Genomic DNA, 12,078 nt, shown 5'->3' with positions numbered 1-12,078 from the left:
CGCTGACGAATTCCCTCTCGCAAAGGCACGCCTCTCCTCAGATGATGTTATACTTTAATGGTAATCATTATCATCTAACGCGTAGGAGAAAAATCATATGATCGGTATCAAGAAACTCGCAGTAGCCGCCGCCATGTTCGCAGCCTTCTCGGCTGCCAGCGCCGCCGAATATCCGATCGGCAAACCGCAGATTCAGAATGGCATGGAAGTCAGCGCGGTCTACCTGCAACCGATCAAGATGGAACCGGACGGCATGATGCGCAAGGCCGAAGAATCGGACGTCCATCTGGAAGCCGATATCCGCGCTGTCGCCAAGAACCCCAACGGCTTTGCCGAAGGCGACTGGATGCCTTACCTGGTCATCAAGTTCGAACTGACCAAGGCCGGTTCGACCAAGGTCATCAAGGGCGACATGATGCCGATGGTGGCCAGCGACGGCCCCCATTACGGCGACAACGTCAAGCTCGACGGTGCGGGCAAGTACAAGCTGAAGCTGACCATCTCGCCGCCGTCGGCCAACGCGCATGCTCACTTCGGCCGTCACGTCGATAAGGAAACCGGTGTCGGCGCCTGGTTCAAGCCGTTTGAGCTGACTTACGATTTCACCTTCGCCGGCGTTGGCAAGAAGGGCGGCTACTAATCAGCGCATGCGCTGTTTAGTGAGAGTGCATGCGCAGTTCATCGCGCATGCCGAATTGACCGGCCTTGCCTTGTGCGGGGCCATGTAGTTTGGGAGTACTGAATGTCCTTGCGTAAAACGCAATCGTCGCAACCTTCACGAATCTTCGCGACGCTGATCGGCTTGGCCTGTTCGTTGTCCGCCGCAACCGCGTTTGCATCGGATCTGCTGACGTTCAAGCTTGAAATGGCAGACGGCAAATTCAATCCTGCGCGCATCGAAGTTCCAGCCGGGCAGCGTATCAAGATTGAAATCCACAACGTCGGCAAAACCGCCGCCGAATTCGAAAGCGTGGAACTGCGCAAGGAAAAAGTCCTGGCGCCGGGTGCTCAGTCCTTCGTCGTGATCGCGCCCTTGCGTCCAGGCGAGTACAAGTTTTTTGACGATTTCCATCTGAACATGCCGCAAGGCGCCATCGTCGCCAAATAAACGGCGCGCATAGGTGATCGAGGTTCTCGGCAATATGCAATTGAAAGGGATGTAATGGGGCAGGTGCTATTTATTGTCTGGCGCGAAAGCGTCGAGGCCTTGCTGGTGGTCGGGATTCTCTATGCCTGGCTGAATAACGGCGATGCCGCCGCACGTCGCGGCCTGCCGTATCTGTGGGGCGGCGTGGTGGCAGGCATTGTGGCTGCGCTGGCATTGGGCGCCGCTTTGCTGGGTTTCAGCGAACTGCTGTCGGGCGACGCCCAAACCTATTTCCAGATCGGCATGGTATTGATCGCCGCAGTGCTGATCGTGCAAATGGTGTTCTGGATGCGCAAGCACGGTCGCACGCTCAAGAAAGACATGGAAAGCTCGCTGAAGGTCAATTATGAAACCGGCAACTGGTGGGGTGTCTTCCTGCTGGTGGCGCTCGCGATTGCACGCGAGGGCAGCGAAACGGCGGTGTTCCTTTACGGGATCGGCATGGGCCAGCAGGATGCCAGCCGCGGAGCGCTGATTTTTGCCGGTGTGCTCGGTTTCGGCCTGGCCTTCCTGACTTTCTACCTGCTGCAACTGGGCGGCAAGATTTTCTCTTGGCGCCGTTTCTTCCAGGTGACCGAAATCATTCTGTTGCTGCTGGCGGCCGGCTTGTTGCTGACCGGCGTCGAAAAGCTGCTGGACTTGTTGCTGGAGAGCTCGGACTGGTTCTCCTCGCTCGGTTTCGTCTCGACCTTGACTGCGCCCGTCTGGGACACCAGCTGGCTGCTGGATGATTCGAGCACGGCAGGTAGCCTGGTATCGACACTGACCGGCTATCGTGCCCGTCCAGCGTTGATGAGTGTTGCAATTTATGTCATATATTGGCTTGTGGTATCCTCCGCGCTCGGCAAGTCCAAATCTACCCAAGTTAACCGGCAGGCAGCATAAGGCGATATGAGCACCAGTACGCTTCCCAATACCCGTCTGGCACGAACGGGTGACTGGATGCGCCGCAATGGCGCATTGATCCGCGGTATCCAGTGGATCGTCGTACTGGTGTATGCCGTGCTCATCCTGGTTCCCATTTTCCTGCCGTTGCCGGACGAAACTGCGCATATCTGGTCCAATCTGACCCTGATTGCGCAGTTTTGTTTCTGGGGCATCTGGTGGCCGTTTGTACTGGTCAGCATGGTGTTGATGGGCCGCGTCTGGTGCGGCGTGTTGTGTCCCGAAGGCGCATTGACCGAATTCGCCAGCAAGTTCGGCAAAAACTGGGCGATCCCGCGCTGGATGCGCTGGGGCGGCTGGCCCTTCGTCGCGTTTGCGCTCACCACGATCTACGGCCAGATGGTCAGCGTCTATCAGTATCCCAAGGCGGTCTTGCTGGTGCTGGGCGGATCGACGCTGGGCGCCATGATCGTCGGCTACCTGTACGGACGCGAAAAGCGCGTCTGGTGCAAATACCTGTGCCCGGTCAACGGTGTATTCGGCCTGCTGGCCAAGCTGGCGCCATTCCATTACAAAGTCAATGAAGACGCCTGGCGCGCTTCCTACGACACCCACGGCAAGAAGACCATCGCGGTCAATTGCGCGCCGCTGGTTCCGTTGCGCAACATGAAGGGCGCTTCCGATTGCCATATGTGCGGTCGCTGCAGCGGCCATCGTGACGCCATTGCACTGACATGGCGCGCACCGACCGTCGAAATCGTCAAGGTCGGCCGCACCAGCAATAACCTGTGGGAAAGCTCACTGGTGCTGTACGGCCTGTTCGGCATCGCCATCGGCGCGTTCCACTGGAGCGCCAGCCCCTGGTTTGTCGAAGCCAAGCAATTCATCGCCACCTGGCTGATCGATCGCGACGTCATGTGGCCATTTGCGACCAACGCGCCATGGTGGCTGCTGACCAACTATCCGCAACAAAGCGATGTATTTTCCTGGCTTGACGGCGGACTGGTGGTGTCTTACATCCTGGCGACCGCCGCCGTGCTGGGCACTGCGCTGACCGCCTTGTTTGCTCTCAGCAATCTGGTGCTCGGACCATGGAGCCGTTCGCGTTTCAATCACCTGGTGCAGTCCGCCATTCCACTGGCCGGCTGCGGCGTGTTCGTCGGCTTGTCGGCCACCACCATCAGCCTGCTGCGCGCCGAACACTGGCCGGTCGACTGGGCCAACGACGTGCGCGCCGCCTTGCTGACGGTCATGACCTTGTGGAGCGTGCTGCTGGCCTGGAAGGTCATCGGCCAGCACGCCGAAGCGTTGCCGCGTCGCGTGCTCGCCATGCTGCCCGTGATCGGTGCGCTTGCGCTGGTCAACTACGCATGGCTGCTGATGTTCTGGATCTGGTAGTTTTCGCCACACCGCCTCTGTTCCGCCGCTTTGCAGGACTCGCGTAAAATAGCGGGTTTGGTCCGACAGGACCTCGTTTCCGGAACCAACCTGCAAAGATTCTTATGGCGCGCCCCCGTTTCCTTCCCGACAATCTCACGCTGATGCTGTTCGCGGTGGTCCTCACCGCCAGCTTTTTCCCCTGTACCGGCGTGGTCGCCGTCGGCTTCGACTGGCTGACCACTTTCATGATCGGCCTGCTGTTTTTCATGCACGGGGCCAAGCTGTCGCGCGAAGCGGTGATCGCTGGCATGGTGCATTGGCGTCTGCATGTGACGGTGCTGTTGTGCACCTTTGCCATCTTTCCCTTGCTCGGCCTGATCCTCAAGCCCGCCTTGCTGCTGGTGATCACACCGGATCTTTATCTCGGCATCCTGTTCCTGTGCGTGTTGCCGTCGACGGTGCAATCGTCGATTGCCTTCACATCGGTCGCACGCGGCAACGTGCCCGCCGCCATCTGCGCTGCGTCGGCCTCCAATTTGCTGGGCATCTTCCTGACGCCGCTCATGGTCGGCATCATCATCGTGGCGCATAGCGCTGAACACTCCTCGCTGGATTCCATCCTGAAGATCGTCTACCAATTGCTGTTGCCGTTCGTGGCCGGCCAGATCGCACGTCCCTGGATCGGCGCCTGGATGGACCGCAACAAGTCCTGGCTGCGCTGGGTGGACCAGAGCTCGGTCCTACTCGTGGTGTACGTTGCGTTCAGCGAAGCGGTCAATCAAGGTTTGTGGCGCCAGGTGCCGCCGGTCATGCTGGTCAGCCTGATCGTCATCAGCGCCTTGCTGCTGGCGGTCATCATGGCGATCACGACGTTCGGCAGCCGTCGTCTGGGCTTCAACAAGGAAGATGAAATCACCATCGTCTTTTGCGGCTCGAAAAAGAGCCTCGCCAGCGGCGTGCCGATGGCCAAGGTCCTGTTCGCCAGTCAAACGGTTGGCATGGTCTTGTTGCCGCTGATGCTGTTTCACCAGATCCAGTTGATGGTGTGCGCGATATTGGCGCAACGCTACCGCAATCGCCCGGAAGTCGCCGAGCCATCTGCGTGAGCAATCCTGTTCACCGCTTGCAAAGCCCGCCTTCGGCGGGCTTTTTTCATTGCTTGCGGCGATGGCGCGAGAAGAATGCCAGCATCAGCTTGCCGGCATCCGGTCCCTTTGCGTTGAAGGGCAGCGTCTCGTTCCCGCCGCTCCAAGCATGACCGAGGCGGGCGATGTGCACCGAGCGGACCAGCACTTTGGGGCCTGCTGCGAAATCGCGGATTGTCATCGTATTTTTTCGCGGGAATTGCTTTGACGTCCTGCCGAAGGCTTTCGTCACCGGCAGCGACGGCAGCAGGCCGGCTGCATGGTTGAGCAGCAGGAATTGTCCCGTCACCTGCAGTTGATTGACCGGGCGCACGATCTTGTCGTCGTCCCCGGTAATCAGGATCGCCGGCATGCGCGGAAAGTCAGGAGACCTGGCCAGCAGCTTTTCTATCGGAGCCAGGGCGTGGCTGCTGCCATGCTGCATGACGCCATACGCGCCGACAGCGTTGCGGCTGACGCCGAATACCGGGCCCGAATGCATGCCGACGGCTGCGATGAGTTGCGGGTGGGTGAGGGCCAGTATCTGCGCCATGGCCGCGCCGGCGGAGATGCCGCAGGCATAAATGCGACTGTGGTCGATGCCATGTTCTGCGACGATCTTGTCGATCATGTGCACGATCAACGCAATGTCGTTGCCGCCGCGCTGGGTGGCGGCGTCATACCATTTCCAGCACCGATTGGGATGCGCACGCAGCGACTGTTCCGGGTAGAGCACGGCGTAGCCCTTGGCTGCCGCCAGCTGATTCAGGCGTGTACCGGCAGCGAAATCGGCGGCATTCTGTTCGCATCCGTGCAGCATGACGATCAGCGGAATTGATGTGGCAGGCCCGCGAGCGCCGGATGGGAGGAACAAGCGATAGTGCATGCGACGCGCGGGCAGGGTGGCGCTGACGCAGGATGAACTGATCCACTCGCCGGCCGTAGTTTCGGTATGCACGGAAGGCTTCGGCAACACCGACTTGCGCGACGTCGCGGAGGCAATGCGCTTCGCCTTCGGCTTGGACAGTACTGCCTTGAGCACCTTGCCCGCTTGTTTCTGTTGCGCTTGACCGGCCTTTTTAAGGCCGCTCAGCCACATTCGGTTCAGCTTTTTGAACATGTCGATCCGTCAAGAGTGAGTGTCCGATGCGAGCGACACAAGGAAGACGGCAATAACGCAATAATGTTCAAACAAAATGCTGCGCTGCGTTAATCTGGAGGCTACACGGAACGAGGAGATGCCACATGGACCTGGTCTTACGCCACGCCACGCTGCCTGAAGGCGGTGAGCAAACGGATATTGCCATTGAAGCAGGTCGCATCGCGGCCATCGGCTCTGCGCTGAGTATAAAAGGCGCACAGGAAATTGATGTCGCCGGCGATCTGGTGACGCCGCCGTTCGTCGACGCCCATTTCCACATGGACGCTACGCTGAGCTACGGCCTGCCGCGCGTGAATGCTTCCGGCACGCTGCTGGAAGGCATTGCGCTGTGGGGCGAATTGAAACCGGAGCTGACGCAGCAGGCGCTGGTCGAACGCGCGCTGCAGTATTGCGACTGGGCGGTTGCGCGCGGCTTGCTGGCGATCCGTTCGCACGTTGATATTTGCGACGATCGCTTACTGGCGGTGGAGGCCTTGCTGCAAGTGAAGAAACAGGTCGCGCCTTATCTGGATTTGCAATTGGTGGCGTTTCCCCAGGACGGCCTGCTACGCAGTCCGACCGCCTTCGCCAATCTGAAGCGGGCGATCGCCATGGGCGTCGACGTGGTCGGCGGCATTCCCCATTTCGAGCGGACCATGGCCGACGGTGCGGAGTCGGTCAGGCTGCTATGCGAATTCGCCGCTGAAAAAGGCTTGCGCGTCGACATGCATTGCGATGAGTCCGACGACCCCATGTCACGCCACATCGAAACCCTGGCCTATCATGCGCAGCGTCTGGGTTTGCAGGGCAGGGTGGCCGGTTCGCACCTGACCTCGATGCATTCGATGGACAACTATTACGTCAGCAAATTGCTGCCGCTGATCCGTGAAGCCGGCGTAGCGGCAATCGCCAATCCTTTGATCAACATCACGTTGCAAGGTCGCCACGACACCTATCCGAAGCGACGCGGCATGACGCGTGTGCCGGAATTGCTGGCCGCCGGCGTTGACGTCGCCTTCGGTCACGATTGCGCGATGGACCCTTGGTACAGCCTGGGATCGGGGGACATGCTCGAAGTGGCGCACATGGGGCTGCATGTCGCGCAGATGACCGGTCAGGACGCGATGCGCAACTGTTTTCGCGCCGTGACGGAAACCCCGGCGCGTATTCTGGGATTAGAGGGATATGGCTTGCAGGTTGGCTGCCACGCCGACCTGGTGGTGCTGGACGCCGGCGATCCGATCGAAGCGATCCGCTTGCGCGCTGCGCGTCGCTTTGTGATTCGCCGCGGCGTCGTGATCAGCCAGGCGCCGCCGGCGCACGCGCGGCTCAATTTGCCGGGACGTCCGGCCGGCGTTGATTTCAGGCTGGCCAGGTAGGTTGCGTCAGATCGACAGCGACCGCCAGGCCGCCTGGCACTTTTCGAAATCATCCTGATGTTCCACTTCAGGGAAGCGGTGATAAATCGATACCAACGCAGATGACATCACTGAAAGCGCATCGGACAAGGTTGCGGGAAGATCTTCTTCGTCAGGACCGAATTTGAATCCTTGGACGGCGAGGGCGGAGTCGTCGTTGGCCTGACGCCTGAGTGCTCCGAGCGTGGCATGCACGGCGTTGACGGCACTGATGCGGCGCACGATGTTGTAGAGAGCAGAACTGCCGTAGGTCTCGGCCAGGACGTCCAGTCTGATGGGGGCATCCTCCAGGTTTTTGACGACAGGATAGTCTCTGTCGATTACGGCGATTCGATTCTCCAGGGTGGCGACATCCTCTTTGCTGAGGACCATATTGACCGGCGACTCATGCAGCCACGATAGCGCCAGTGTGCGTTCCTGATGCATTATCCCGAGGGTCAACGTGTTGCAGACCTCTTCGTCCCTGACGACGGCGGTCAGAATGATCGCAGTTTCCGCAGCAGAGCGGATCAGCGTGGCGGCGTCCGACAATAAGCCGCGTTCGCAGAGAATGACGGCGGATTGAAACGAGGTGAGCACGCGGCCGAACAGAGAGTCCCCGAATACTTCTTGCAGGTTGGAGGGATTGATGTTGATGTCGCGCAGCGCGCACATCCCGAGTTCATTGAAGGCTTCAGCTACAGCGAACTGGCAAGCGCCATTTTTACGGATGTTGGCGATCAGGACGGGGAGATGGGGTGACAAAAAACCATGTTTCTTCATTCTTGAATAATAATGAAAATAATTCAATCTTTGGGGTATGTCTTGCGTCAAGATGCGAATAGCACCAATGCCGCGGCAAAAAGCGGATGAATGCAGAAAAAATGCGAGAGCGAGGGAGGGCTGGCGAGAGTGATGGGGCGCTTCGTACGGCAGGCGGTTGCGTCGCGGCCGGCGATTCTCGTAAAAAGATTCGCGCAGGCGGCTTACTCGTGTCCGGATATGGGTTTGCTGCGCAAACAAAAATGGACCGCAAAAAATAAAAACGCCCGCAAAAGCGGGCGTTTGTATTCTGGCGGAGACGGAGGGATTCGCCTACGTTTCGCAGGCCGCTGAATCGCTTGCAAGCGATTCCCTTCGAATCCCTCATGTAAGCCGCGCAGGCGGCTTACTCGTGTCCGGATATGGGTTTGCTGCGCAAACAAAAATGGACCGCAAAATAAAAACGCCCGCAAAAGCGGGCGTTTGTATTCTGGCGGAGACGGAGGGATTCGAACCCTCGATACAGGTTTAAGCCCATATGCTTCCTTAGCAGGGAAGTGCCTTCGACCACTCGGCCACGTCTCCACGCTGGAGGCAGATGATGCGCTGCCTCAGCAAAGAAGCCCGCATAATATCTTTTCATGCGGATTTGGTCAATGAAACTCTGCTGTTTTGAATGGATTATTTTCCATTCGACGAGCTTCGATGACCGGTCGTATTACTTGCCGTTTTCCAGGTCGAACGCCTTGTGCAATGCGCGCACGGCCAGTTCCATGTATTTTTCGTCGATCAGGACCGAGATTTTGATTTCGGAGGTGGAGATCATCTGGATGTTGACGCCTTCTTCCGACAGCGTGCGGAACATCTGCGACGCGATGCCGACATGGCTGCGCATACCGACGCCGACCACGGACACTTTCGAGACCTTGGTGTCGCCGACGATGCTGGCGGCGCCGATGTGGGCCTTGACGCTGGCGTTCAGGACTTCAACGGCCTTGGCGTATTCGGCGCGCGGAACGGTGAAGGTGAAGTCGGTCTTGCCTTCGACGGACTGATTCTGGATGATCATGTCCACTTCGATGTTGGCATCGGCGATCGGGCCGAGGATCTGGTAGGCGATGCCTGGACGATCTGGTACGCCCAGCACGGTAATCTTGGCTTCGTCGCGGCTGAACGCGATGCCGGTAATGGTTGCTTGTTCCATCTTGGTGTCTTCCTCAAACGAAATCAGTGTGCCGGATTTGGTTTCTTCTTCCAGCGACATTAGGGGGTCGGTCAGCGACGACAGTACGCGCGTCGGCATTTTGTAGTTGCCGGCGAATTCCACGGAGCGGATCTGCAGGACCTTGGAGCCCAGCGACGCCATTTCGAGCATTTCTTCAAACGTCACGGTGTTCAGTCGGCGCGCTTCGCTGACCACGCGCGGGTCAGTGGTGTAGACGCCGTCGACGTCGGTATAGATCAGGCATTCGGCGGCTTTGATGGCAGCAGCGACTGCCACGGCGGAGGTGTCCGAGCCGCCGCGTCCCAGCGTGGTGATGTTGCCGTCGGCATCCACGCCCTGGAAGCCGGTGATGATGACGATTTTGCCGGCGTTCAGGTCCTTGCGCACCTTGGCGTCGTCGATCGAGCGAATGCGCGCCTTGGTGAAGGCGGAATCGGTCTTGATCGGCACTTGCCAGCCGGCGTAGGAAACGGATTGTTTGCCGATCGCTTGCAGCGCCATGGCCAGCAGGGCGACGGAAACCTGTTCGCCGGTCGACGCCAGCATGTCCAGCTCGCGGGAATCGGGTTGGGCCATGATTTCCTTGGCCAGACCCAGCAAGCGGTTGGTTTCACCAGACATTGCGGAAGGAACGACAACGATCTGGTGGCCTGCGTCGTGCCACTTGGCAACGCGCTTGGCGACGTTCTTGATGCGCTCTGTCGAGCCCATCGAAGTGCCGCCGTATTTGTGAACGTATAAAGCCATAGGAAGTAGGTCTGAATTGCGTGACTGAGTGCTGCTATTGGGTGCTGCCTTTTGTTGCCGGGTCGCGAAAAACTGCGAAAAGACCGGAGGAAACAAACCCTCGACTTTACAGCGGGCAGCCCGAAATCACAAGCAAAAGCGGGTAAAAAGAGGGCTTTTCATGCGTTTTTCAGTCCATTTCTGGCTGCTTTTGCATGATTTGATGCGGAAGGGAGATGTGCGGAAGAGGTTGGACACGCCATCCACCATGGTGCTGCCGAACGGCAGGCCGACCAAGGTAGACGGTGGTTGCGGGCGCAGCCGCAATGGTACTTGCTGCTTGTAGTACGTAAAGCGCTCAGACAACACGCTCGGTAAAAACTTAAGCGCCGGTGTAGACGCTGCTATCGACGGCCGACTTCGATTGGCTGGCGACTTCGCTGCGGGACAGCGGGCTGCGCGCTTGAATCACGATAGGGTAGTTGTTGCCGTTGGTGATCAGGCCTTGTGCTTGTGCTTGTTGCAGTTCCGAAATGACTTCAGCGCGTGTCTTGGTCGACACGAACTTTGTTTCTGGTGGAAATGGCGATTCAGCCATGGCGGCGCCGGCAGCGGCAAAGAGGACGATAGCGGCAGTGATTTGCTTGGTGTTCATGGTAATTCTCCCAAAATGACAGTAAATGAAAATACACGTCGACGTGCGGGCAGTTGGCTTGTGGCTGCTTGCTCCCCATCGATGAAGCACAGTGTAGCCATTGCTTCGTGCGAGAAAAATAGGTCTAATGGCAATGCACTATTTCGAATAAAGAAACAATCGAGGGCTTGAAAATGGATCGTCTGCACTCAATGAAAGTGTTTGCGAAGGTGGTCGAGCAGGGTAGTTTCGTGCGGGCGGCGGAAATCATGTCGCTATCGAACGCCGTCGTGACGCGCTACATTGTCGACTTGGAGAATCATCTCGGCACGCGTTTGCTCAATCGCTCCACCCGCCGGCTGTCGCTGACGGAGTCGGGACAGGCGTTCCTGGAGCGGGTTCGCCATATTCTGCCGGAGATCGAGGAAGCCGAGGCCATCGTGGCGATGGCCACTAAAAAGCCGGGCGGTACGCTATCGCTGTATTCTCACGTCGGCTTCGGCCAGGGCCAGCTCGGCAAGCTGCTGGCGGAATATTCCGCCGCCTATCCGGAGGTGGTGCTCGACGTGTCGGTGTCGGAACGCGCCATGGACCTGGTTGAAGAAGGCATGGACATCGGTTTTTTCAGCAGCCTGCAAAAATTCGACGCCAGCATGGTGGTGCGCAAGGTCGGGGTGGCGGCAGTGGTGCTGTGCGCCTCACCGTCTTATCTGGAAAAGCATGGCGCGCCGCAGACCCCGGACGAGCTGAGCCGCCACGCCTGCCTCAACTTTTCCCACGAACATCTGCGCCACTATTGGCATGTGAAGACCGAAGAAGGTATCCGCGACATCCCGATCACCAGCCAGGTGGTGTCCAACAGTGCATTGCTGCTGCGCGATTTTGCACTGGCAGGGATGGGCATCACGATGCGTCCGTCATTTAGCCTGGGCGACGATCTGCGCTGCGGCAAGCTGCAACGCGTGCTGGCCGATTTTGACATGGGACAGGTTTCCGTGATGATGGCGTATCCGAGCCGGCGCCTGCTGTCGGCCAAGGTGCGCAGTTTTGTGGATTTCATCTCGGATCGGTTTCCGCATCCGGAAACCGATCCCTGGCTGTAGCCGGAGAGTTGAGTCAGGCGGCGTCGGAAAGGCTGTTGAGCCGTTTCTTGAGATCGCATTCCTGCCAGGCACGGCGTTGCTCCGTGCTGCCGGCCTCAAGCGCGAGTTCTTGCAGGCTGGTTTCGGACAGCGCCTGCAATAGCCGTTCGGCCTGACGCGTGTCGGGTTCCATGGGGCCGAAGAAGGCGACGGTGGAGCCGCGTTGCATGAGCAGCGTCGGGAAATTGTCGACGTCGAGGTCGCCCACCAGGTCGGCCTGGTCTTCGATGTCGATCCAGACGAAATGATGTTCCGGGCGGCGCTCGGCCCAGGCGGCGAAGTTGGCCGCGTAGTCGCGGCAACTGCCGCACCAGCCGGCGCACAGGCAGGCTACGACCCATTTGTCGCCGGCGAGGGCGGCAGCGAGTTCGTCGCGGTTGCTGGCGGAGAAGATCTGATAGGACATAAGGCGGCCTATTCTACTCCGGAAGCGAAAAACCGGCGCAAGCGGGGTGCAACTCCGTTATCCCTCAATAGTCGTTTCCCGACACGGGCGGGAAGGGCATGGCGCGGTA

Annotated in this window: 12 protein-coding genes and 1 tRNA gene; 7 read left to right on the top strand and 6 right to left on the bottom strand. The window is 58.9% G+C overall.

Translation table 11 applies throughout. The features are described 5' to 3' along the window. Nucleotides 1–97: 97 nt before the first annotated feature. The 5 genes from ACIROW_RS03940 (at nucleotide 98) to ACIROW_RS03920 (ending at nucleotide 4,518) form a co-directional block, all read left to right on the top strand. Nucleotides 98–640 carry an iron transporter gene (locus ACIROW_RS03940; protein ID WP_402272107.1) on the top strand — a complete coding sequence of 181 codons (543 nt, stop codon included), beginning with the start codon at nucleotides 98–100 and terminating at the stop codon, nucleotides 638–640. A 102-nt stretch (nucleotides 641–742) separates the two neighbouring features. Further along, complete coding sequence (locus ACIROW_RS03935; protein WP_402272105.1) at nucleotides 743–1,108, top strand: cupredoxin domain-containing protein; 366 nt, start codon at nucleotides 743–745, stop codon at nucleotides 1,106–1,108. A gap of 54 nt (nucleotides 1,109–1,162) precedes the next feature. Next, nucleotides 1,163–2,032: an FTR1 family protein gene (locus ACIROW_RS03930; protein ID WP_402272103.1), complete on the top strand. Its 870-nt coding sequence runs from the start codon at nucleotides 1,163–1,165 to the stop codon at nucleotides 2,030–2,032. A 57-nt stretch (nucleotides 2,033–2,089) separates the two neighbouring features. After that, complete coding sequence (locus ACIROW_RS03925; protein ID WP_402272482.1) at nucleotides 2,090–3,430, top strand: 4Fe-4S binding protein; 1,341 nt, start codon at nucleotides 2,090–2,092, stop codon at nucleotides 3,428–3,430. 104 nt (nucleotides 3,431–3,534) lie between these two features. After that, nucleotides 3,535–4,518: a bile acid:sodium symporter family protein gene (locus ACIROW_RS03920; RefSeq protein WP_402272101.1), complete on the top strand. Its 984-nt coding sequence runs from the start codon at nucleotides 3,535–3,537 to the stop codon at nucleotides 4,516–4,518. A gap of 46 nt (nucleotides 4,519–4,564) precedes the next feature. Here the strand turns inward: ACIROW_RS03920 and ACIROW_RS03915 are convergent, their stop codons facing one another. Continuing rightward, nucleotides 4,565–5,656 (bottom strand): alpha/beta hydrolase family esterase, encoded by a 1,092-nt coding sequence (locus tag ACIROW_RS03915; protein WP_402272099.1) that lies wholly within the window; start codon nucleotides 5,654–5,656, stop codon nucleotides 4,565–4,567. Between the two features lie 125 nt (nucleotides 5,657–5,781). Here ACIROW_RS03915 and ACIROW_RS03910 point away from each other — a divergent pair, with 125 nt between their 5' ends. Then, on the top strand, nucleotides 5,782–7,056 hold the full coding sequence (locus ACIROW_RS03910) for an amidohydrolase family protein (RefSeq protein WP_402272096.1): 1,275 nt from the start codon (nucleotides 5,782–5,784) through the stop codon (nucleotides 7,054–7,056). A gap of 6 nt (nucleotides 7,057–7,062) precedes the next feature. On the opposite strand, the gene ACIROW_RS03905 is transcribed toward ACIROW_RS03910, so the two are convergent. The 4 genes from ACIROW_RS03905 to ACIROW_RS03890 form a co-directional block, all read right to left on the bottom strand. Next, nucleotides 7,063–8,097 (bottom strand): DUF5677 domain-containing protein, encoded by a 1,035-nt coding sequence (locus ACIROW_RS03905; protein WP_402272094.1) that lies wholly within the window; start codon nucleotides 8,095–8,097, stop codon nucleotides 7,063–7,065. A 230-nt stretch (nucleotides 8,098–8,327) separates the two neighbouring features. Then, nucleotides 8,328–8,421, bottom strand: a tRNA-Ser gene (locus ACIROW_RS03900). 133 nt (nucleotides 8,422–8,554) lie between these two features. Further along, a complete protein-coding gene (locus tag ACIROW_RS03895) occupies nucleotides 8,555–9,808 on the bottom strand; it encodes an aspartate kinase (RefSeq protein ID WP_402272092.1) in 1,254 nt (417 codons plus the stop codon). A 361-nt stretch (nucleotides 9,809–10,169) separates the two neighbouring features. After that, nucleotides 10,170–10,442, bottom strand: a complete 273-nt coding sequence (locus ACIROW_RS03890) for a DUF4148 domain-containing protein (RefSeq protein WP_402272090.1) — start codon at nucleotides 10,440–10,442, stop codon at nucleotides 10,170–10,172. Between the two features lie 173 nt (nucleotides 10,443–10,615). Here ACIROW_RS03890 and ACIROW_RS03885 point away from each other — a divergent pair, with 173 nt between their 5' ends. After that, complete coding sequence (locus ACIROW_RS03885; protein ID WP_402272087.1) at nucleotides 10,616–11,524, top strand: LysR family transcriptional regulator; 909 nt, start codon at nucleotides 10,616–10,618, stop codon at nucleotides 11,522–11,524. Nucleotides 11,525–11,537: 13 nt separating this feature from the next. Here the strand turns inward: ACIROW_RS03885 and ACIROW_RS03880 are convergent, their stop codons facing one another. Beyond that, nucleotides 11,538–11,969, bottom strand: a complete 432-nt coding sequence (locus tag ACIROW_RS03880) for a thioredoxin family protein (protein WP_402272084.1) — start codon at nucleotides 11,967–11,969, stop codon at nucleotides 11,538–11,540. Between the last annotated feature and the right edge of the window lie 109 nt (nucleotides 11,970–12,078).

This window comes from Herbaspirillum sp. NPDC101397 (assembly GCF_044767325.1).
In the GTDB taxonomy this organism is placed as follows: domain Bacteria; phylum Pseudomonadota; class Gammaproteobacteria; order Burkholderiales; family Burkholderiaceae_D; genus Herbaspirillum.
This window is presented reverse-complemented; position numbering and strand designations above follow the sequence as displayed.